The sequence below is a fragment of the Proteiniborus ethanoligenes genome (assembly GCF_900107485.1).
In the GTDB taxonomy this organism is placed as follows: domain Bacteria; phylum Bacillota; class Clostridia; order Tissierellales; family Proteiniboraceae; genus Proteiniborus; species Proteiniborus ethanoligenes.
In genome coordinates, this window is sequence record NZ_FNQE01000019.1 from 18,072 (window position 1) to 40,094 (window position 22,023).

The following is a 22,023-nucleotide window of genomic DNA, read 5'->3' on the forward strand; positions in this document are numbered from 1 at the left end:
TTTCCTAGCAAAACATAAAAACTGCTATTAAATATGATTGTTAACCATAATATTTCCCAAAATTAAAAGATTGAACTAGTTTTAGCAAGGTGGTACAATTAATTCAGCAAATATGTATTTCAAGGAGCTGGAAAAATGAAAAGAGAAAATGTGTGGTCTAAGGACTTTACACTAATCACCATAGGTACGATTATATCTGCCATAGCTGGTCAAACCATTAACCTTCCAATGAGCCTTATGGTATTTGACGAAACTGGATCTACTTTATTGTCCGCATTTCTATTCATTGCGGGGATGATTCCTAGTGTTATATTACCTATATTAATCGCTCCATTTATAGACAGATATCCAAAAAAGAAAATTATAGTAGGCTTAGACTATCTTATGGGGCTTTTATTTCTGCTGATTGCTTATATTGTCAATATTACAGGATTTCAATACTCCCTTTATCTACTTTTTAGCCTAATAACAGGATTTATCAGTACCATTTATCATTTGACATATCAAGCTTGGTTTCCTGATTTAATACCTGTGGGTTTTGAGCAACAGGGCTATGCAGTTTCATCCTCCATATATCCTACTGTTATGATTGTTATGTCGCCTGTTGCAGCTTATTTATATAAAACATTTTCAATAAGTATATTGTTTATAATTATAGGCATACTTACAATTCTAGCAGCAACCTTTGAGGTTTTTATAGCTAATATACATAATGGCCAAAAGGATGGCAAGCTTGATTTTAAACAATACAAAGCCGATATCCTAGGAGGATTCAGTTTTTTGAAAGAAGAAAAAGGAATAAGAAACATATATACTTATATGAGTATAACAAATGGAACAGCTACTGGATTACATTTAATGGTGCAGGCCTATTTTCAGACTGTTAGCTTTTTAACAGTTACCATGCTTGCATTTCTAAAGAGCGCAGAAACAGTAGGTAGAATTATTGGGGGAGCAGTCCAATACAAAGTGGACGTACCTCCAAAGAAACGATATGGGATTACTAAATTTGTATATATTTTTTATGAAACTATGGATATTATTTTATTATTTATTCCTTACCCATTTATGATAGTAAACCGCTTCTTATGTGGTGTTTTAGGTATGACATCAGCAACACTACGTGAAACCAGTGTCCAATCCTATTTGCCAAGTAATATGCGGGCAAAAGTCAATGCTGTATTTAATGTATTTATGGCTTCATCTATAATCCTGTTTCAAATTTTAACTGGATTTTTAGGCGATATGATTGGATATAGAAAGACTGCAGTTATATTAGCTGGAATTTCTTTAATCTCTATATTTATTTTTATTATAGTTCCTTCTGCTGAGAATAGCAAAGTATATGAAGCAACCAGAGCAAAAATTTAAAGCTGTATATTTATGAGAAAGAATTAAATAGACTTGAAATTAAATGAGTTAGGGGCAGACCCTAACTCATAAATATATGACCATTTCTTCAGGTAAGGAATTAATTTCAGAGTACAATATATCTCTAAAATCTATATTGGCTTTTTCATTTCTATCGAGAGAATTAGAGAGGCTCAGGTTTTTACCGGCATTAATGAAATTTTCAATATCTTTCTCTTTTAAAACGGGAAAAGTAGATTTAGACAAAATCTCTCCCTTAGATACAAAAAATAATTTATAGCCAGTATCTATAGGCATCTTTAATAGTATATCTTTAAAGAACATCGTTTTATAGCCATATAGCCCAGTTTTTAAATAATTAAAACCATAAATCATATCCCTATAAATAGAAGCAGTTACATATTGAAGCTTAGAAGCTGCTTCTTTCATTTTATCCTCTAGCCTGTTAATAAATAAAACCATACTCTTATCATAGAGAAAAATTTCTTGTAATGAGTTTTTATTTTCTTCAAATAATTTCCTATTCATAGTAATTGGAATAAGATTGTATTGGAAATCATACCCTTCATGGGTTTTAATTACTGGGTATATGTTTTTTAAAGAATTAAGTAGCTCCAATAAGAAAAATTTTCTCCTGAAAGGACCAAAGCTATTTTCTTCTCTTTTGCTTATCATAGATAAGGATTTATGAATATTATAATCCTCAACCTTTATATATGCATATCGCTCATCATTTTTAAGCTGAGTATTAAACATAGGCTTTATTTTCTTAATTAATTCACATTCTAACAATACTGCTTCTAAGTGAGTGTCTGTAACTATATATTCAATATCATTAATGAAGGATATCATTTTTTCTACCTTACTCCATTTAGGCTTTTTTACAAAGTAAGACTTAACCCTATTTCTAAGAGAGATACTCTTACCAATATAGATAATTCTTCCATTAAGGTCTAGCATTTCATAAACACCTGGCTGAGCTGGAATCGTGTTTATTTTTTCTAATAAATCTTTAGAAATCTTATTCATTGGTTCACCTTATCCTTAGTTATCACCTATTTATATTAATATAAAAACAATTAAAGAGTATAGGTTTTTATTTTTAACTAAGCCTTTCATCTAAATACAGCTTAAATTGAAAGATATATTTAATAAGCACCTTGATAGTTCCAGTTATAGGTACGCCTAATATCATACCAAGTATCCCAAAAATGTTTCCAAATAATAATACTGAAAATATAACACTTAAGGGGTGTAGTCCAACACTATGTGACATAATTTGTGGAGATAAAAATGTGGATTCAATTTGTTGAACTACAATTATTAACACTATTACCCAAATAGTAGTCATAGGGCTGTTCATTAGAGATAGTATAACTGGCATTATTCCACCGATCCAAGGACCAAAATAGGGAATAATATTTGTTAGGCCAGCAACTAAGCCAATAGTTAGTGCATAGGGCACACCTAATATTTTACAGCCTAATCCTGTCAAGAAGCCTACAAAAGCAGCAACTATCAGCTGTCCTCTTATAAAACCTCCTAAGACTTTATCGATTTCACCTGCGATTTCTTTAAGCTTTTCACTAAACCTTTCTGGTATAGCTTCCATAATAAGCTTAATAAACTTATCCTTATCCTTAAGATAGTAAAAGGTTATTATGGGAGTCATAACTATATCTAACAAGCCACTTGTTGATGAAATAAGTATTGATAAAAACCTAGTTAGTCCTTGCTTTATAGATGTAGAGATTTGATCTAATTGAGAATCAATATTAAAAAAATCATAATATTTTTGGAAAGAGATAAAAAAATCCCCCGTTTTTATATTATTTACTGTATTTTCTATAAACTTAAAAATATTTGGAATATCTGAAATCAAAACAGAAATATCACTTACTAGCCTAGGAATGAATGACATAAAAAGTACAAAAACTATTAAAAAAATCGTTAAAAAAATGAGAAGAATAGCTATGCTTCTTTTAAATCCTTTTTTCTCAATCCAATTGACTAATGGATTTAAAATATATGCAAATACTAATGCATATAAAAAAGGATTTATAACATCCGCTATATTTTTTCTAATAAAAAATAAGCCTAATATTATTACTGCAAACAAACCAATATCAAAGGCTAATTTATAATGTTTTTTATTTATATCCATCTTTGAACTCCTTTAGAGGTAATTTATTAAATTTTACCATAAATAAATGTAAATGAGAATAGAAAAAGAAAAATAACGAAAAAGCATTCACATATCAGCTGTTGTGTAGCCTAATAGTGTCCAGATTAATATTTAAAAAAGTTTTTGTTATATTTAAATGAATAATGTATAATGTATTATATAATTTTATTCTATACAAAAGGAGCGCTGTCTCATGATAAAATCCTTAGCTAACAGAGATGAACAAATTGAATTTATTAAAAAAACCATAAAAGAAAAAAATGTTAGGTTTATTATTTTACAAATTGCCGATATTCTCGGCTCGGCAAAAAGCATGGCATTACCTATAACTCAGATAGATAAAATTCTTAACAATGAGGTTATGTTTGATGGCTCTTCTATTGATGGTTTTGCACGTATTGAAGAGTCAGATATGTATCTTAATCCAGACTTATCTACCTTTATAATTTTACCCTGGAAGACTCATAATGGTTATACAAATGCTAGAATGATTTGTGACGTATATATGCCTAATGGGAAGCCCTTTAAAGGATGTCCTAGATATGTGCTTAAAAAAGCCCTTGAAAAGGCTTCGAGTATGGGATTTGATTTTTTTGTTGGTCCTGAGCCTGAATTTTATATGTTTAATGTAGATGAAAAAGGAAGCCCAGTATTAGAAAATAATGATAAAGCAGCATATTTTGATATGGCACCTATGGATAGAGGTGAAGATGTTAGAGAGGCTATTACTATCGCTTTAGAAGGCTTCGGCTTTGAAGTTGAGGCTGCTCATCATGAATGCGGGCCAGGTCAGCATGAAATAGACTTTAAATATGCAGATGCACTAACTACTGCTGACAATATTATGACCTTTAGATATGTTGTAAAAAAGGTTGCAGATGACTTCGGATTATTTGCTAGCTTTATGCCAAAGCCCGTAGAAGGAATTGCAGGTTCTGGCATGCATCTTAACATGTCTTTGTTTAAAAATGGACAAAATATATTCTTTGATGAAAACAAGGAGAATGGATTAAGTGACGAAGCAATGTACTTTATTGGAGGTATATTAAAGCATATCAAAGGCTTTACTGCAATTACAAACCCTTTAGTAAATTCCTATAAAAGGTTAGTTAGTGGATTTGAAGCACCAGTAAATATAGCTTGGTCGGAAAAAAACAGGAGTCCTCTTATAAGAATACCTGCAAAAAGAGGCTTAAGCACAAGAGTTGAGCTTAGAAATCCAGACCCTTCATGCAATCCTTATTTAGCCTTAGCAACGGCTCTAACTGCTGGTCTTGATGGAATAAAGAACAAAATATACCCACCAGAGCCTGTGAATAAAAACATTTATGAAATGTGCCTAGAGGAAAGACAGGAAAACCATATTGAAGCTTTGCCAAAGAGCCTATATGAATCTATACTAGAATTATCTAAAAATGAAATAATTAAAGATGCCTTGGGAAGTCATGTAACAGATAAATTTATCTCTGCTAAGCTAGGAGAGTGGGAAAATTATATTACCAAAGTGCACAAATGGGAGATAGAACAATATTTAAGAGCATACTAATAAAAACACACATGCTGTGAATAATTTATATTCATAGCATGTTTTAGATTCTGTTTGTAGATAGGCTTTAGTTATGTTATTATTAAAAATGGAATAACTTATAGGGGAGGTTGCATTTTTATGGGAAGACTTTTTGGAACAGATGGAGTTAGGGGAATCGCTAATAAGGACCTGACCTCAGAGCTTGCATTTAAAATAGGAAGAGCAGGAGCTTATGTATTAGCTAAAAATAAAAAAGACGTAAAAATAGTTGTGGGAATGGACACTAGAATATCTGGAGATATGCTAGAGGCTGCATTAGTATCGGGTATATGCTCAGTAGGTGCAGATGTAATATCCGTGGGCATAGTGCCAACACCAGCAGTAGCCTATTTGACAAGAGCACTAAATGCAGAAGCAGGAGTAGTCATCTCTGCATCTCATAATCCTGTAGAGTACAATGGAATAAAAATTTTTAGCGGTACTGGTCATAAGCTTAATGATGAAGTAGAGGAAGAAATAGAGAGCTATATTTTAGACGATATAGAAGTACCATTAAATCCTACAGGGGGAGAAGTGGGCAAGAGAATTATTATTGATGATGGAGTAAAACGATATACTGATTATATAAGAAAAAGCATAAGCGTAGATTTTAAAGGTATAAAGGTTGCAATGGATTGTGGGAACGGAGCTGTGTATAAGGCTGCACCTGAGCTTATTAAAGACTTAGGGGCAGAGGTAGAGGTCATACACAATAACCCAAATGGAGTAAATATAAATGTAAACTGCGGCTCAACAAAGCCAGAGGAAGTTCAAAAGCTTGTATTAGATACAAAAGCAGACATAGGTCTATCTTTTGATGGTGATGCAGATAGACTGATAGCTGTAGATGAAAAAGGGAATATAGTTGACGGCGATCATATAATGGCTATATGTGGACTGCATTTAAAAGAAAAAGGCATGTTAAAACAAGACACTATAGTAGCCACAATAATGAGCAATTTAGGCTTAGATATTTGCTTGAAGGAAGAGCATATAGGACTAATCAAAACTAAAGTAGGAGATAGATACGTTATAGAGGAAATGCTTAAAGGAGGTTATTCTTTAGGTGGAGAACAATCAGGCCATGTAATATTTCTTGATTATAATACTACAGGAGATGGATTGCTAACAGCATTACAGCTTATTGCAGCAATCAAAGAAAGAGGAGAAAAGCTTTCTAAGCTAGCTGGAATAATGACATCTTTGCCTCAAATTCTTATAAATGCAAAAGTTAGCAATGAGAATAAAAATGCATACCTGGAGGATGAGATTATAAAAGAAGAAATTAGGAAGCTAGAAGAAAAATTTCACGGAGAAGGAAGAGTGCTTATTAGACCTTCAGGAACAGAGCCACTAGTACGTGTTATGATAGAAGGAAAAGATCAAGAAGAAATAACATTAATGGCTAAAAACCTAGCAAACATTATAGAAGAAAGATTAAATTAATACTGAAAGATTTAACAAAAAGTCTAATAGTAGAAAATACAGGCTATTTCCTGGGAAATAGTGTCGAATCACGATTAACTTAGGAAATAGAAAAATAACAAAAGAAAAACAGCTAGGTAAAACTCCGTAGGGTAATTATACACAAGCCTTTACGGGGTTTTTGTACAATATACGGTTTTAAGGAGGCTGACAAAATGAATGGACCAAACATAAGAAGAACAAATAGAAGAACACAAAGAAAAAAAGCAAGAAGAAGGCTTTTGAGATTTATATATTCAACGATAGTTTTAGCATTACTTATTTTTGCAGGGGTTAAGACTATAAACCTTATAAAAAACATTGGAGTTCCCCAAATTGCAAAAGATATAATAAAAAAACAACAAGGAAGAATAACTATATTGAATCTAGATAGGGATACTGAGCTTCCTATAAAAAACAATAAATATAGAATAACTAAATTAGATTCTGGCGAAATAGTCCAGATTATATCTACTGATAAAAATGGCATAGCTACTTCAATGCTACTTGATTATGGTAGTAAATATGAGGTAAAGTGGATTGAGTCCAACCCTAATTATCCAATTAGAGAAGAAGTCTTTATACTAGAAATAGACCAAGAAAATCATGAAATTATTATTGAGAGTAAAATGCATGATTATATTAAGCAGGTACATCATACAGAGGAGGGTGAGCTAGTAGTAGATGAAGTGTTTATTGAAGTGCCTACCATTATGCAGCTACCTGAGCTTCCAAATGGTTGTGAGATTACTTCACTAACTGCTGTTCTTAACTATAAAGGCTATAATGCTGAAAAAACAGAAATGGCAGACACATATTTGCCTAAAGAGCCTTTTTATCGTAAGGATGAAAAATTGTTTGGTGCAAATCCATATGTGGCTTATGCAGGAGACCCTAGAGAAAAGCATGGTTTTTTTTCCTATGCTCCTCCTATTGTGGAAGCAGCAAATCATTTTTTAGACAAGATTAAAGGAGAGGAAAAGCCTATAGATATAAGCGGCAGCACACGAGAGGAGATTATTAAATATTTAGAGCAAGGTATCCCAGTAGTGATCTGGGTAACTCTTGATTTAAGCAAGCCTATAAAAACCTACTCATGGCATTTAAGCGATACTGGTGAAAAAGTAGATATGCCTATTAATTTACACTGCGTTGTGCTTAATGGCTATGCAGGGGATAATGTTCATGTAATGAATCCATTAGAAGGGCAGGTCATATATAATGCAGATGCTTTTTTCCAAAGCTACGTTGAGTTGGGCAGTCATGCTATGACTTTAGACGGTTTAAAATAATATACTAGAACAAATAAATGCTCTTTTCTGGATATGGCATTATATCTAGAAAAGAGCATTTATTATTAGATAATTATTCAAACATTGTTTACTCAGGAACTGCAGTATATTCAATTGAAGTTACTTCATTGTTTTCAATTAGAAATGAGATTTTAGATTTATTTAGCTCATATGTATATAAGCCTAATTCCTCTGTATAATTATCTCCATAGGCTTTTAGAACATCATCTAAACTAGAATATAGATATATACCTTCTTTTGTTCCAACACTATCATCTAGAAATATAACGGCAGCAACATAATCTGTTCCATCAGCTTCATATGTATAGAGCTCAAAGCCACTATAAGTATAGACTTTTTCCATACCTTGAAACGCACAGCTTTCAGCTTCGAAATAATCCATATTATCTCCTAAGCTTTCTAAAATTGGTGCAGCTTCTTTATGCATAGGGATAGCAACACCCTTGTACTCAAACACATAGCCTTCACTTTTTGCTTCCTGAATATCATTTGCTTCTTGAACATCTGCTGCAGCACTACTATCTTCAGGGCTTACAGAGGTGTTTTCTCTTCCATTACTACATCCTACTAACAACAATATTAATAGTATTAATACTATACTTAGCTTTTTCATTTCATATCTCCTCTCAATAAAACCAAATATAATTATTTAATTACAATTAAAATAATTATTTATGGTGCTCTCCCACCAAAGTTTTTAAGGTATCCGTATTCTTCCAAATCCTTATATTGATTTTCTTTCATCTGGTAATAAAAATCAGCTTTTTCTGCCCATATTGCATTGAGCTGTTCATCATTTCTCCTATCTTCTAATTCATATGCTTCCTTTAATATGTTGCCAAAATATACAGAAAGCTTTTCTGCACCAGTTATATTTAAGTGTAGTCCAGCATCATATGTATCCTGGTTAAAGTCAATTCCCACTTCATCAATTAGCTCAAGGAAATTAATGTACATGAGTCCATGTTTTTCTGCATATTCTTCCATCTGAACTTCCCATTCATCATACCAATAGGGATATAAGCTAGGAGCCTTAATTAGTATTAGCTCAATATCATTAGTCTTACATAATTCTACCATACGATCAAGATAATAATAAGCATTTTCTCCAAATTGATAATTAGGTAGCTTTTTTCCTTTAGGAATAGATTCAACTGCTTTAACATCTACTCGCATAAGGTAGCCATTGTGAGATATTTTGTCCTTATTAAACAAGTACTTGAAATCTTCAGCTTTTAGCTCATCCCATCTAGAATGATATCTTAATATTGGGAAAACATACTCTATTAAGTTCTCCTCTTCCATCATAGATGCATTGATGGATTTTAATTTTGAAGAGGATAATTTCATCCCATCTAAAGTCATTCGGTTATATGCTTCTTTTTGAGGCTCATTATATTTCATAGATAATATATTAAAAACAACTACCTTTGGCTTTTCATACTTTAATGTTTCTTCTAATAGATAATAGGATTGCCATATTAACTGTTGAGCACTACCACGAATATAGCTAGTAATACCATAGTTTTCCCATAATGTAATTGGAGAAAAATTATCATAGACCTCACAATCTCCTATAAAAACCACATCATGAGTTGTTTTTTCCGTGTAATATTCTTCTATTAAAGCTCCCTCTAATATTTCAGACATATATTTAGGCATAAATAATCGCTGTAACAGATAAAGACTTCCAACAAAAAAACATACTAGGATTAAACCAATTATTAATTTCTTTTTCCTCATAACATCCTCCTAGAACTGATTATAAATAAATTGACTTGAGTCGTAGCCTACTCCATAAGCCCCTACTACAAGAATAGAAATAAATAGGGCGTAGTATACTAAATAACGGACTAAATGAGGTTTTTCAGCAAGCTTACACCTTACACTTCCACTTCTTTGAATTAAACTTACAGTAAGCAGGATAACAAGACTAGCTAGGAGAAGGGCGTAGTCAGCTATTCCTAAACCAAGATTCATTAATTTACCACTAAATATTTCACTAATATTAAATTTAGTGAACATAGTTCCAAACATTCTAAATGCTGTGGGAACATCTCTATAGCAATCTAAAAGCCTTAATGAACTCATTAAAAGCACTGTACGAATAACCTGGAACAAACGGAATGCAAAGGTATGCATTACATTAAATTTATTGTGAAACCATCCATAGAATGGCTCAAGTTCTTGAGAAACAATGATAACGAGACAATTCATAAGACCCCATACAACGAAGTTCCAGTGTGCTCCATGCCAAATCCCTGTAATAAACCAAACAACTATAGTTGAAATATATACTGGTACTCGTTTTCCCATAGCATCTCCAAGCTTACGTCTAGAGGATTTAGATAATTCTAGCATGGGCTTAGATACAGAAATAGGGTAGAAAACATACTCACGAAACCAAGAACCTAAAGAGATGTGCCATCTTCTCCAATATTCCACTATGGATTTAGAGAAATAAGGTCTCTCAAAGTTTTCTTTTACTTTAATGCCTAATACTTCAGCAATACCAATAGTAATATCAATACCACCTGTAAAGTCTGCATAAAGCTGAAAAGCGTAGAAGAGCATACCTACTAATACAAAAACTCCATCATATATTTCAGGGTTTCTAATGATTGTATTTACTGCTACTAAAATACGGTCTGCGATTACTAGCTTTTTAAAATATCCCCACAAAATTCTTTGAAGACCAAAGCTGATATTTCTAGAGCTATATTCATGTTCTCCTAAAAGAGTTTGTGACAACTCGTCAAATCTACTAATAGGTCCTTGAACTAGCTGCGGGAAAAATGAAACAAATAAGCCAAGTTTAAAAAGATTTTTTTCGGGAGGATATTTTCCTCTATATACATCTATAATATATCCCATAGTTTGAAAGGTATAAAAAGATATACCCATTGGCAGTGCTAGGTTCAAGAAAGAAAGCTGTTTCTCACTGCCCAAGGCTTGTACTATAAAGTTTATATTAGCAATGGTAAAATTAGCATATTTTACTACAGCTAAAACTCCAAAGTTTAGGAATAAGCAAAATAAAAGCCACTTCCATTGTATGGATTTTATGGATGCTCTATATTCTTTCTTTTCTTCTCTAGATAATTCGTTTTTATATTTAGCTAAATATTCTGATTGAGTTTTATGTAAATTGCCGATTTTAATACTTACAACATAGGTGGAAACCGTTGTTAGCAAAATATATAATAAGTATTTTACCCCTGCAAAAGAATAGAACAAGTAGCTTGCACCAAGTAGTAACATCCATTGAAATTTCTTAGGTATTATATAATAAATTAGGAATAATAAAGATATAAATATTATAAAGCTATACGATGTAAAAAGCATATACTCCCCCTATTAATATTCATCTGATAAACGTTCAATCAATGCATATAAAGCTTTAGCAGAGTTAAAATTTTCAGGTATTATTTCTTCGGCAGGTATAGCCACATCAAATTCACTATTAATTTCAGATATAATTGCTATAATATCAAATGAATCTAAAATATTAGAATCAATTAATGTATCACAATTTTCAAAATCAACATCAGGATGTAGCTCTTCTAAAATTTCTAATAGTGTTTCCATGTTTATCTCTCTCCTTTTTTTGTGTTTGCATATTCTTTTAAGTATACTCTATTGATTTTACCATTTGCAGTTAAGGGCATAGTCTCTAAAGCTTCAATATGATTAGGAACCATATATCTAGGTAGCCTATTCTTTAAATTAGTAGCTATATCCTTTGTACTTACATCACCTACATAAAAAAGAACAATTCTTTTTTTATCTTCGTTGTAAATACAGCAGGCACTTTTTACACCTTCTATCATATTTACACTAACTTCAATTTCACCAAGCTCGATACGATGACCCATATGTTTAATCTGATAATCCTTACGTGAAACAAAAACTAATTCTCCTCTACCGTTATACCTTCCAATATCACCAGTGCGGTATATAATCTCTGGATATAAATCATTTAAAGGATTTTGTACAAATACCTCACTAGTTTTGTCAAAGGCCTTATAATAGCCCAATGTAAGGGAGGAGCCTCTGACGCAAATTTCTCCAGGCTCTCCATGAGGAGGTACTTTGTTGTTCTCATCTAATAGGATAATCTCTGTATTTTTAAATGGCTTTCCAACTGGAAGCACCTCGTCGTCCTCAAAGTCTCTTTCAACCTTAAAATAACAGCATACTCCTGTAGTTTCTGTAGGCCCATATAGGTTTACAAATTTTGCATTTGGTAGTGTTTTTCTCCAAATATTTAACTGCTTCATGGGAAATACTTCTCCAGCAAAAGCAATGGTATGTACATATTGAGGTATTATTCTATCAAAAGTCTTAAAGGCAGATATCATAGTCAGAGCTGAAACTACCCAGCATACAGTATTGATCTTATGCTCATTTAAAAATTCAACTAATTTAATTGGAAACATGAAAAGGCCTTTAGGTATTATGTAGGTTGTTGCTCCAAACTTTAAAGTAGGATACAGCTCTTTTAAGCATGCATCAAAATACAAGGGACTTTGATTGCCAAATACCGTGCTCTCATTGAATTCTAGTACATCAGATAAGCTTTCGATGTAATCAATAACTGAACGATGACACGCAACAACTCCCTTTGGTATACCAGTTGATCCTGAGGTAAACACCACATATATAGGATCAATATCAAGAGAGGCTTCACGGATGCCCTCTATGACCTTTTCATCAATGCTTGTCTCTACTATATTATCATATAAGTATATGTCTCCATTGTATTCAAAGGTTTCTACAACCTTTTTAGAAGCTTCATCACAAATAATAGCCTTTGGATTTAGGCTCTTTAATATTAGCTCAATACGAAAGCGTGGCATTTCTTCATCAATAGGTACATAATAGTTGCCACTATAAACTACTCCAAAAAAAGATACTATGGTTTTAGGATGCCTGTCCATAAAAACTACAACAGGCTGTTTATAAATTCCTTCCTTGTTTAAAAAGGTACCAATAGCTCTTCCCAGGTCATAAACCTGTTTAAAATTAAAACTATTTTCTCCATTTGAAAAAGCAATCTTATCAGGTACACGCTTTACAGTATGCTCCAAATATTCTAAAACATTGTTCTGCATAATTACCTCTCCTTGTTATGTGATTATTTTTGCCAATAACTATGCTACTCTAATGGGGTTGTTGGTGTTGCAGGATATTTAGTTTTATCAAAATTATAATAGTTCTTGTTTATTTTTGTATACTCTTCTACCTCTTCATCTGTACGCAAAAAGCAAACATATGGGTATTTTTTATGGTGAGGACATGTGTCAAAATGATACCAGCCATCCTCATAATAAACTAAGTTCCAATAATGTGTGCCATCCACTCTAATGACAACCATATTTTCAAAGCCAGCTCTTGTTAATAATTCTCTTGCAGTTGCATAGTAGGTAAAGCAATCTCCAGAGCCTTTTTTAATTCCTTGAATAGCTCCCTGCATCCAATCTGATTTATCTGAATAGCCTGTATAGGTAATACGTTTTTTTATCCATTGGAAAATTTCCCAAAGCTTTTCCTTATCAGTCATATCCTCATTGATGATACTAGCAAGTACATCATCAGCCAATTTATGCAGCTCTTCTGGATCTACATAGTTTTGTGGCTTTTCCCTTACTGTAAATGTGACTGTTTCAGTTGAAGTGTTTCCAGCAGTATCAGTTGCACTATAGGAAACAGTATAAGAGCCTTCTTTTTTTAAGTTAACGGCACTGCTATCTACTATTAGCTCTAAATTTTCGTCTCTATTATCTGTGACAGATACATCTTTTCTATAGGAAACCTTTTCACCTATGTAAACGGTTTGGTCAGTGGCACCTATAATCTTAGGTGGTTCAGTGTCTTCCCTTATAGTAAGTGAAGACTCCAGCTCTGATTTATTTCCACTTGTATCTTCTAAAACTATTAATATTTTTTGTACTCCAGCCTTACTAAAATCAGGCTGCTCTTTAAAATATACCTTAACATCTGTAACGTCAAAGATGTTCTCTACAAACTCTTTAGCTTCTATTATCTCATTGGTCCAGATTTCATGATGAACTACCTCTCCTGCTGGGGCTATTGTATCTATGATGTTAAGCGTAGAACTATATGTTTTTCTTCCGATTTTTATTTCTACATCATATACTCCAGGTAAAGAAGTGTTGATTTCTTTTACATCTGAGACAAAGGTTCCTGACTTTTTTTCGTCTTTTATAAAAGCAGAAGCCTCTGGTATATCAGTTCCTGCTTCAACTTCTATCGATTCATATAACTTATTTGAAGGAAACATTCCAACAAAAAATACAGAAACTATTATAACTATAGATATAATATAAATAAGCTTTTTATTAATGCTTTTTTTCACCGAACACATATAAAAACTCCCACCTTTTATCATAGACATTAAAAATCTGTGGAAATATGAAAGTCTTATGACTAATTATAGAAAAATTCCACAATATTTGACCAATTATTTAACTCCATATCTATTTAATATTAATTGTTAACAGGGCCATTGTCAATAATATGTAGGTAAGATTAATTATGGACTTTTAGGAAACATATTTCTAAACTAGTTCAAAATCTCATAGTTCCTAGGTCCTACTAGAAAAAGCATATAATATGTGCGCACAAAAAGTATTGCCAAAATTATAAGCCTATTTCCAGTCTTATAATCTTGGCAAATAAAAATTGTACCATCTATTAAATCTACGAATATTATATAGAGTCTTTTACTGCTGAAACTGATTTTTTTGCCATAAGAGTTAGTGGGTCTATTAAGGGGATATCTATATCAGCCTGGTCTAATACTATACTTATTTCAGTACATCCTGATATAATAGCCTCAGCACCTCTTTCCTTTAATCTATGAACAATTTCTGATAGATAGGTTTTAATCTTACCAGATCTATTGCCAGCTTTTACTCCTTCTTCACCATAAATAACCTTCATAACAAGCTCTTCTTGTTCTTCATCAGTGGGAATGATAATGTCCTTGTTTTCTAGCATTTTTTGAAAGAGATTTGTCTTAATAGTTCCTGAAGTTGCAATGACACCAATTTTATTAATACTCTTATGCTCTTTATCTATATGTTCCTTAGTTATTTGCAAAGCATTCAATATAGGAACACTTATCTCTTTTTGTATATCATCAAAGAAATAATGGGAAGTTATACAGGGTATTATTACAAAGTCTACTCCGGCATTTTCCAAATTAACTGCTGTTTTGATTAATTCTGGAACAGGGCTATTTGTCCCCTTTAAAATAGCACTTGTACGATCAGGTATTTTAGGGTTATTATCAATTATTATTCTAATATGCTCATTGTCAGATTTGGCATTGGTTAAGCTTATTATTCTTTGGAATAAAACACATGTTGCATCTGGTCCCATGCCGCCTAGTATACCAATTATTTTTTCCTTCAATTATCTCACTCCAATTTTTACGTAGTATAGATTAAGTCTAGTAAACTATTAATAAAAAAACACTTTAAATATTTTTGTTCAATAAATTAATTTATATCATAGATTTATAGTTTTGTCTTTATTATTTAGAAATTTTCGAATTATAATTATAGATAACCAACATGATAATAAAAAATACTAAGTGAGTGCATTTGCAGAATATGGCTATAACTCCCAATGAATGAAGATGAAAAATCCGTTAAGAAATTTATGTGTTTGAGCGAAGCGAGTTCATAAATTTTAGGATTTTACATCTGAATGAATTGTAGGAGTTATCCATGTTCGAAACAGCAGGAACGTGTATTTTTTATTATGTTTTCATGTTGGTTACCTATATATAAAAATTAATCTAAATGAAGAGAAGAGCGGAGAAATAGATTTTTATATAAGACCTAAGTAGGAAAAAAACAGCACCATTCTTTGTCAATTCTAAAAAAACGACTCTAACTATTGAAAAATAGGGGTTATAACTATGACGAAGCTTGTCATAGCATATTGTAATATTTGTATAATTGTATTATAATAAATTAAATATGGACTATGGACAAACCACTGAGATATAGGTTGTAAAGACAAAATCTAAAGAAAAATTTTACATATATATTTGTTAAACTTTTAATACGTTATATAGATATGTCCATTTTAAGGAAACTAAATATTAGATGAGGGGAAGTTAAATGACGATAAAAGAAATTGAAAGCTTTGAAAAATTTTTAGCTGATGCTTTTAGCGATGGAGTAGTTTTTAGAGAACTAAGGCTATCAAATGAAGAGATAGAATATTTTAAAGTAACATATCCAAAAGTAAGCTTAAACAAAATCCAAGAAAGTAGCTGTGCAGATGGTAAGATATGGGTTGAGGTTAGACTTCATAATTTTGTTTAGGACAAGCATTTATTAAGAACTGTTGCAGTAAAGTCTAGGATTTATATGTATTTATAGAAGCCTAGAATGCTAAAAATAAAGGGTAATCTAAAGGGGCGATTGGAACAATGAGAAGAACAAGGAATAATTCTGAAGAAAAAAAGGGTGCACCGGAATGGATGACTACTTATGGAGATATGGTAACACTCCTACTTTGTTTTTTTGTTCTTTTGTTTTCTTTTTCTGAAATTGATGCTCAAAAATTCAAAATGATTATGAGTTCTTTTCAAGGATCACTTGGAGTATTAGAATCTGGGAAAACTATTAAACCTAATGACTTTGTTCTAGATTCTAAAACAGAAGGTTTAGGTTCTATTGAAGAATTGGAGAATATAGCAAAGGACTTGGGAGAGTATCTTAAAGGAAAGGGATTCAGTGAGCAGGTTAGTATTGAATATAATGAACGATATGTAAAGCTAAACTTTTTAGATGGAGTTCTATTTGATCCTGGAAAAGCAGTATTGAAAGATGAGGCAATTCAAGTTTTAGATGCTGTTGGAGTTAAACTTTTAGAGTATGAAAATAATAGAATAAAGGTTGAAGGGCATACAGATACAGTACCTATGAAATCTTTTCAGTATCCTAACAATTGGTACCTTTCAGCAGCTAGAGCTATTACTGTAGCGGAATACTATATCAATGAAAAAGGATTTGATCCTAAACGATTGTCAGCAGAAGGATTTGGAGAATATTCTCCAATTGCTACAAACGATACAGCAGAGGGAAGGACGAAAAACAGAAGAATAGAAATAAAGATTCTAAATAGTATATATGATGAAAAAAACCCTTATGACGGAGACTAAGAGTTTATCTAAATAGATAGCAGAAAACTTATATATGCTTATTCTTATGAATAGGCATATATAATGATGGCAAAAATATAAAAACAAATTCATAAGCTTTCCGTAAAAAACAAGAATACCTATGGACTTAATTCTTGCCATTAAAACTGTATAAACCTATGTTTTTTTGTTTTAATATAGAGAAAAATTAATGCTATTATAAATGTAACTATAAATGAAATAGGAAGGTGTCAGTATGAAGAATAAAGCAATAGTTTTAGGAACGAACTATTATATCGCACTTAGTACAATTCGTTGTTTGGGAATAAATGGTGTGCCTGTAGTAGCTATAGATTACTCTAATAAGGATACCTATGCTGCTAAGTCAAAATACCTTTCAGAAAGGTTAATATCACCACATTATAAAAATGATACAAAAGGATTTATCCAATTTTTAATCGATTATGCAAAAAAACAAGATTGTCCTCCTGTGCTTATACCTTGTCATGACTTGCAGGTAGAGGTAATAGATGAGCATTTAGAAGAGCTTAAAAAGTATTTTCTTATACCTCAAACTGAGCCAGGTTTATATACAAAGCTTATGGACAAAGGTTCACTGCACAAAATAGCTAAGGAAATGGGAGTAGCAGTGCCAGAAACTGTTAGAGTAGATGAAGAAAACTTTCTAGAAAAAGTTGAAAATATACTTAAATATCCCTGTATAGTTAAGCCAGTAGATTCTCCATCTTTTGTAGCTCAATTCAGAAGAAAGCTATTTAAGGTTCACAATAGGGAAGAGTTAGAGGATGCTCTAAGCAGAGCTAAAAGTGCAGGTTTAGAGGTTATTGTTCAAAGAATTATTCCTGGTTTTGATGATCATATGTATACCTTTGATGCATACTTGAATCAGGAAGGCAAAGTAACACATTGGTCTACCTGTCAAAAATATAGACAATTTCCTATAAACTTTGGTGCCTCTGTATATACTGGCCACAAGTACGTTCCAGAGCTTTATGAAATTGGAGCAAGGTTTTTTGAGGAACTAAAATATAAAGGCTTTGCAGAGATAGAATTTAAAAAAGATGCTGAAACAGGACAGTTTTATTTGATAGAGGTAAATGCTAGAATAACAAACTTTAATAACTTATTATATAAGCTTGGACTAAATATGCCCTATATTACTTATAGAGAATTGACTGGGTCACCATTAGAGCCAAAATCATTTAAAGAGGATATAAATTTAGTGTTCTGGTATGCTTATGAGGATTTATTAGCCATTAGAGATTATATTAAAACAGGACAACTTACCTTAGGAGAAGTACTGAAATCACTCCTTAAGCCTAAGGCATATGCAATATGGGATTGGAAGGATCCTATGCCAGCCCTTGCATTTAGCAAAATAATATTAGATAAAGTGTTTAGAAAAATTTTCAAAACTAAAGATTAAATTTATGTATCCCTCGAGGAGGAGTTGATATTAAATGCTTTTAACCAGAGTAATTAAGGAGCTTGATTATATTAAAGTTGCAGGAGAATTAGATATAGAAATTAGCAGTATAGCCTATGACTCTAGAGAAGTAGTAGATAAAAGTGTTTTTGTAGCCATTTCGGGATTTTCAGTAGACGGGCATGATTTTATCCAAAAAGCTATTGAAAATGGAGCAAAAACAATAATTTTAGAAAAAGATGTAAGCATAGATGCGGATAATATTACCATCCTAAAGGTTGAGGATTCAAGAAAAGCATTAGCTAAAATATCATCTAATTATTATGATAATCCTACCGAAAAAATCAATATGATAGGCATAACTGGAACAAATGGTAAAACATCAACATCATTTTTGATTAAATCAATATTTGAGCATTCTAATAGATCTATTGGTCTAATCGGAACTATTGGAACTATCATAGATAACAAATTGACACAGAATAAAAACACTACTCCAGAATCTCTTAATTTACAGCAGCAGTTTTCAGAAATGGTAAGTGTTAACACTGAAAATTGTATTATGGAAGTTTCATCACATGCCCTAAGCCTTAATAGAGTAGCATCATGTAATTTTAACACAAGCATATTTACTAACCTCTCGCCAGACCATTTAGAGCTACACAATAGCATGGAAGAATATTTTCATGCTAAGGCTAAGCTATTTAAAATGACAAATAACTATAATATAGTAAATACTGATGATGAATATGGTAAGCGTTTAGTAGAAGAGCTAAAGGAATTAAAGGCTAAAACAGTAACCTATGGAATTGGAGAGGGAGCAGATATTTATGCAACAGATATCCGCTATTATGCAGAATCTACAAGATATACTGCAAATACACCAAAGGGAAGCATAAAGATTAAAATAAACTTTCCAGGAGAAATTTATGTATATAACAGCTTAGCAGCAGTAGCCTGCGCTTACTGCAATGATATAGAGCTTAAGGATATTCAAAAAGGAATTGAACTAGTAAAGGATATAAAAGGAAGATTTGAAATAGTCTATAAGGATAAAGATTTTAAAGTAATTGTTGATTTTGCCCATACAGAGGATGGCTTAGAGAAAGCTCTAAGGGCTATTAAGCCTTTTACAAAAGGTAGACTTATTTTAGTCTTTGGTGTTTACGCAGCACCTGGAGAAAAAGGAAGTGCTAAGCGTAGAGGAATGGGTATGGTAGCAGCTAAGTATTCTGATATTGCTATTGTAACATCAGATAATCCTAAGGATCAGGACCCTAATCTTATTATAAAAGAAATAGTAGAAGCAATGAAAGAGCATAGCGAAAATTATATAGCTATTGTTGATAGGGAAGAAGCTATAAAACATGCTATCCAAATAAGCAATAAAGACGATATTATATTTATTGCTGGGAAAGGACATGAAACCTCACAAAAAATAGGGAAAGTAGAAGTACCTTTCAATGAAACTGAAATTGTTACACAAATCATAAAGAATAGTATTAAAAAAATCAGTTAATTTAATATGCAGGATGCTTATATATGAAAGAAAGGTGATAAAAATGTGTGGTTTTGTCGGTTTTGCAAATGCTAAATTAGATATAGACAAAGAAAAAGTAATTAAGGATATGGCTGATACTATAATCCACAGAGGACCTGACAGTGAAGGATATTTTACGGATAATAATGTTACCTTTGGATTTAGACGTCTTCAGATAATTGACTTATCTGAAGAAGCAAGTCAACCAATGTATAACGAGGATAAAACTTGTGTAATGGTTTTTAATGGAGAGATTTATAATTATCAGGAGCTAAGGCGTGAACTCCAAGAAAAAGGGCATATTTTTAAAAGCAATACAGACAGTGAGGTTATTATACATGCTTATGAAGAGTACGGTATAGAACTGTTAGGTAAAATAAGAGGCATGTTTGCATTTTCTATATGGGATATGAAAAAAGAAACCATGTTTCTTGCAAGAGATTTTTTTGGTATAAAGCCATTATATTACACAAACAATACTTTAGACAATTCATTTATTTTCGGCTCCGAGATAAAATCATTTTTAAAACAACCTGCATTTATAAAAGAATTAAATGAAGATGCACTACGTCCTTATCTTACTTTTCAATATTCTGTACTTGATGAGACATTTTTTAAGGGTGTGTACAAGCTTAAACCAGCACATTATATGATTTATAAAGAAGGTAAAACAGAAATAAAGCCTTACTGGGATCCAATGTATAAGGAAAAGGAAAATAGCCTAGAGTTTTATGTTCAGAGGATAAAAGACACCGTAAAAGAGTCTGTAAAATATCATAGAATTAGTGATGTAGAGGTAGGTTCTTTCCTATCTGGGGGTGTTGATTCAAGCTACATAACCTCCTTACTGATGCCTAGCAAGACCTTTTCAGTAGGCTTCAAGGATTATGAAGATATATTTAATGAAACAAATTTAGCTAAGGATTTGTCAGATATTTTAAATATAGAGAATCATAGAAGGTTTATATCAGCTGAGGAATCCTTTGAGGCATTAGAAGCTATACAATATCATATGGATGAGCCTCAATCTAATCCATCAGTTGTGCCACTATATTTTTTATCTAAGCTAGCAAGTGAGCATGTAACTGTTGTATTGTCAGGTGAGGGTGCAGATGAAATATTTGGAGGCTATTCCTGGTACGAGACTACACCTACTATGAAGAAGTATAAAAAAATACCCTATATTATCAGACGGCCAGTCTCATTAATGAGCAAGGCTTTACCTCAAAACAGAATAACTAGCTTCTTAACTAAAGGCGGACAAAAAGTAGAAGAATGGTTTATTGGTCAGGCTAAGGTTTTTGATGAAGAACACGCATTGAGAGTACTAAAGGCCAAATACAAAAATGGACCATCTGTCCATAGTATTACAAAAGAAGTCTATGATAAAGTTAAGGACCAAGATGATGTTACTAAAATGCAGTATATTGATATGAATTTATGGATGCCAGGAGATATTCTTCTGAAGGCTGATAAAATGAGCTTAGCTCATTCAATTGAGCTTAGGGTTCCATTTTTAGATAAGGAGGTTATGTCTTTAGCATCCCAAATTCCTACAAGATATCGAGTTAATGAGAAAAACAGCAAGTATGCATTAAGAATTGCTGCAAAGGAAACATTACCAGAGGAGTGGGCAAACAGGACTAAGGTAGGATTTCCAGTGCCTATAAGACATTGGCTTCGTGAAGAAAAATATTATAACATTGTAAAAAACATGTTTAAGTCAGATGTAGCAGAAGAATTTTTCGATACAGAGGAGCTTACTAGAATTATTGACGAACATTATACAGGAAAAAGAAATTATGCTAGACAGATTTGGACAGTATATGTTTTTCTTGTATGGTATAAGAAGTATTTTATAGAATTATAATAAAATAATTAAGCTGTGTAAGAATTCATATTTTATTATTCCAGAGCCATATAATAAACATATCTAAAGCTATTTTTTCTAA

Annotated in this window: 18 protein-coding genes; 9 read left to right on the top strand and 9 right to left on the bottom strand. The window is 32.0% G+C overall.

The annotated features are described in order from the left end of the window. Positions 1-135 precede the first annotated feature (135 nt). Positions 136-1,371: an MFS transporter gene (locus tag BLV37_RS08915; protein ID WP_091730207.1), complete on the top strand. Its 1,236-nt coding sequence runs from the start codon at positions 136-138 to the stop codon at positions 1,369-1,371. A gap of 66 nt (positions 1,372-1,437) precedes the next feature. Here BLV37_RS08915 and BLV37_RS08920 read toward each other — a convergent pair whose 3' ends face one another. Both BLV37_RS08920 and BLV37_RS08925 read right to left on the bottom strand, forming a co-directional pair. Then, positions 1,438-2,400: a GIY-YIG nuclease family protein gene (locus tag BLV37_RS08920; RefSeq protein ID WP_091730210.1), complete on the bottom strand. Its 963-nt coding sequence runs from the start codon at positions 2,398-2,400 to the stop codon at positions 1,438-1,440. A 73-nt stretch (positions 2,401-2,473) separates the two neighbouring features. Then, the gene (locus BLV37_RS08925; RefSeq protein WP_091730213.1) at positions 2,474-3,535 is read right to left on the bottom strand and encodes an AI-2E family transporter; all 1,062 of its coding nucleotides are present in this window, start codon (positions 3,533-3,535) and stop codon (positions 2,474-2,476) included. A 214-nt stretch (positions 3,536-3,749) separates the two neighbouring features. Between BLV37_RS08925 and glnA the strand changes: the two genes are divergently transcribed. The 3 genes from glnA to BLV37_RS08940 all read left to right on the top strand — a co-directional run bounded on the left by glnA (position 3,750) and on the right by BLV37_RS08940 (position 7,879). After that, positions 3,750-5,102, top strand: a complete 1,353-nt coding sequence (gene glnA, locus BLV37_RS08930) for a type I glutamate--ammonia ligase (protein ID WP_091730215.1) — start codon at positions 3,750-3,752, stop codon at positions 5,100-5,102. 120 nt (positions 5,103-5,222) lie between these two features. Beyond that, the gene (gene glmM / locus BLV37_RS08935; RefSeq protein ID WP_091730217.1) at positions 5,223-6,569 is read left to right on the top strand and encodes a phosphoglucosamine mutase; all 1,347 of its coding nucleotides are present in this window, start codon (positions 5,223-5,225) and stop codon (positions 6,567-6,569) included. Positions 6,570-6,763: 194 nt separating this feature from the next. Beyond that, complete coding sequence (locus BLV37_RS08940) at positions 6,764-7,879, top strand: C39 family peptidase (RefSeq protein WP_091730219.1); 1,116 nt, start codon at positions 6,764-6,766, stop codon at positions 7,877-7,879. A gap of 88 nt (positions 7,880-7,967) precedes the next feature. Here BLV37_RS08940 and BLV37_RS08945 read toward each other — a convergent pair whose 3' ends face one another. The 7 genes from BLV37_RS08945 to cuyB all read right to left on the bottom strand — a co-directional run bounded on the left by BLV37_RS08945 (position 7,968) and on the right by cuyB (position 15,340). Continuing rightward, complete coding sequence (locus BLV37_RS08945; protein ID WP_091730222.1) at positions 7,968-8,513, bottom strand: hypothetical protein; 546 nt, start codon at positions 8,511-8,513, stop codon at positions 7,968-7,970. Between the two features lie 59 nt (positions 8,514-8,572). Then, entirely contained in the window at positions 8,573-9,643 is a 1,071-nt protein-coding gene (locus tag BLV37_RS08950; RefSeq protein WP_091730224.1) for an SGNH/GDSL hydrolase family protein, read from the bottom strand. Positions 9,644-9,652: 9 nt separating this feature from the next. After that, positions 9,653-11,095, bottom strand: a complete 1,443-nt coding sequence (locus BLV37_RS08955; RefSeq protein WP_244270509.1) for an MBOAT family O-acyltransferase — start codon at positions 11,093-11,095, stop codon at positions 9,653-9,655. Positions 11,096-11,257: 162 nt separating this feature from the next. Beyond that, complete coding sequence (locus tag BLV37_RS08960; RefSeq protein ID WP_091730230.1) at positions 11,258-11,488, bottom strand: phosphopantetheine-binding protein; 231 nt, start codon at positions 11,486-11,488, stop codon at positions 11,258-11,260. A 2-nt stretch (positions 11,489-11,490) separates the two neighbouring features. Beyond that, positions 11,491-13,014, bottom strand: coding sequence for an amino acid adenylation domain-containing protein (locus tag BLV37_RS08965; protein WP_091730232.1), 1,524 nt, complete (start codon positions 13,012-13,014; stop codon positions 11,491-11,493). Positions 13,015-13,058: 44 nt separating this feature from the next. Then, complete coding sequence (locus BLV37_RS08970) at positions 13,059-14,288, bottom strand: transglutaminase domain-containing protein (RefSeq protein ID WP_176967933.1); 1,230 nt, start codon at positions 14,286-14,288, stop codon at positions 13,059-13,061. Positions 14,289-14,632: 344 nt separating this feature from the next. Next, complete coding sequence (gene cuyB, locus BLV37_RS08975; RefSeq protein ID WP_091730237.1) at positions 14,633-15,340, bottom strand: cysteate racemase; 708 nt, start codon at positions 15,338-15,340, stop codon at positions 14,633-14,635. Between the two features lie 716 nt (positions 15,341-16,056). On the opposite strand from cuyB, the gene BLV37_RS08980 reads away from it, so the two are divergent. The 5 genes from BLV37_RS08980 to asnB all read left to right on the top strand — a co-directional run bounded on the left by BLV37_RS08980 (position 16,057) and on the right by asnB (position 21,941). Further along, positions 16,057-16,263 (top strand): hypothetical protein, encoded by a 207-nt coding sequence (locus BLV37_RS08980; protein WP_091730240.1) that lies wholly within the window; start codon positions 16,057-16,059, stop codon positions 16,261-16,263. Between the two features lie 107 nt (positions 16,264-16,370). Next, a complete protein-coding gene (locus tag BLV37_RS08985; protein ID WP_091730241.1) occupies positions 16,371-17,105 on the top strand; it encodes an OmpA/MotB family protein in 735 nt (244 codons plus the stop codon). A gap of 235 nt (positions 17,106-17,340) precedes the next feature. Further along, positions 17,341-18,531 (top strand): carboxylate--amine ligase, encoded by a 1,191-nt coding sequence (locus BLV37_RS08990; protein WP_091730244.1) that lies wholly within the window; start codon positions 17,341-17,343, stop codon positions 18,529-18,531. A 34-nt stretch (positions 18,532-18,565) separates the two neighbouring features. Next, the gene (locus BLV37_RS08995) at positions 18,566-20,050 is read left to right on the top strand and encodes a UDP-N-acetylmuramoyl-L-alanyl-D-glutamate--2,6-diaminopimelate ligase (protein WP_091730247.1); all 1,485 of its coding nucleotides are present in this window, start codon (positions 18,566-18,568) and stop codon (positions 20,048-20,050) included. A 13-nt stretch (positions 20,051-20,063) separates the two neighbouring features. After that, positions 20,064-21,941, top strand: coding sequence for an asparagine synthase (glutamine-hydrolyzing) (gene asnB, locus BLV37_RS09000; protein WP_342026604.1), 1,878 nt, complete (start codon positions 20,064-20,066; stop codon positions 21,939-21,941). Positions 21,942-22,023 lie beyond the last annotated feature (82 nt).

Bases quoted from the DNA above. Each gene is read 5' to 3' on its own strand.
- glmM (WP_091730217.1), top strand. From the start codon at position 5,223: ATGGGAAGACTTTTTGGAACAGATGGAGTTAGGGGAATCGCTAATAAG.
- BLV37_RS08995 (WP_091730247.1), top strand. From the start codon at position 18,566: ATGCTTTTAACCAGAGTAATTAAGGAGCTTGATTATATTAAAGTTGCA.
- BLV37_RS08915 (WP_091730207.1), top strand. From the start codon at position 136: ATGAAAAGAGAAAATGTGTGGTCTAAGGACTTTACACTAATCACCATA.
- BLV37_RS08950 (WP_091730224.1), bottom strand. From the start codon at position 9,643: ATGAGGAAAAAGAAATTAATAATTGGTTTAATCCTAGTATGTTTTTTT.
- BLV37_RS08920 (WP_091730210.1), bottom strand. From the start codon at position 2,400: ATGAATAAGATTTCTAAAGATTTATTAGAAAAAATAAACACGATTCCA.
- BLV37_RS08960 (WP_091730230.1), bottom strand. From the start codon at position 11,488: ATGGAAACACTATTAGAAATTTTAGAAGAGCTACATCCTGATGTTGAT.
- BLV37_RS08990 (WP_091730244.1), top strand. From the start codon at position 17,341: ATGAAGAATAAAGCAATAGTTTTAGGAACGAACTATTATATCGCACTT.
- BLV37_RS08945 (WP_091730222.1), bottom strand. From the start codon at position 8,513: ATGAAAAAGCTAAGTATAGTATTAATACTATTAATATTGTTGTTAGTA.
- BLV37_RS08985 (WP_091730241.1), top strand. From the start codon at position 16,371: ATGAGAAGAACAAGGAATAATTCTGAAGAAAAAAAGGGTGCACCGGAA.
- BLV37_RS08965 (WP_091730232.1), bottom strand. From the start codon at position 13,014: ATGCAGAACAATGTTTTAGAATATTTGGAGCATACTGTAAAGCGTGTA.
- BLV37_RS08970 (WP_176967933.1), bottom strand. From the start codon at position 14,288: ATGTGTTCGGTGAAAAAAAGCATTAATAAAAAGCTTATTTATATTATA.
- BLV37_RS08980 (WP_091730240.1), top strand. From the start codon at position 16,057: ATGACGATAAAAGAAATTGAAAGCTTTGAAAAATTTTTAGCTGATGCT.
- asnB (WP_342026604.1), top strand. From the start codon at position 20,064: ATGCTTATATATGAAAGAAAGGTGATAAAAATGTGTGGTTTTGTCGGT.
- BLV37_RS08940 (WP_091730219.1), top strand. From the start codon at position 6,764: ATGAATGGACCAAACATAAGAAGAACAAATAGAAGAACACAAAGAAAA.
- glnA (WP_091730215.1), top strand. From the start codon at position 3,750: ATGATAAAATCCTTAGCTAACAGAGATGAACAAATTGAATTTATTAAA.
- BLV37_RS08925 (WP_091730213.1), bottom strand. From the start codon at position 3,535: ATGGATATAAATAAAAAACATTATAAATTAGCCTTTGATATTGGTTTG.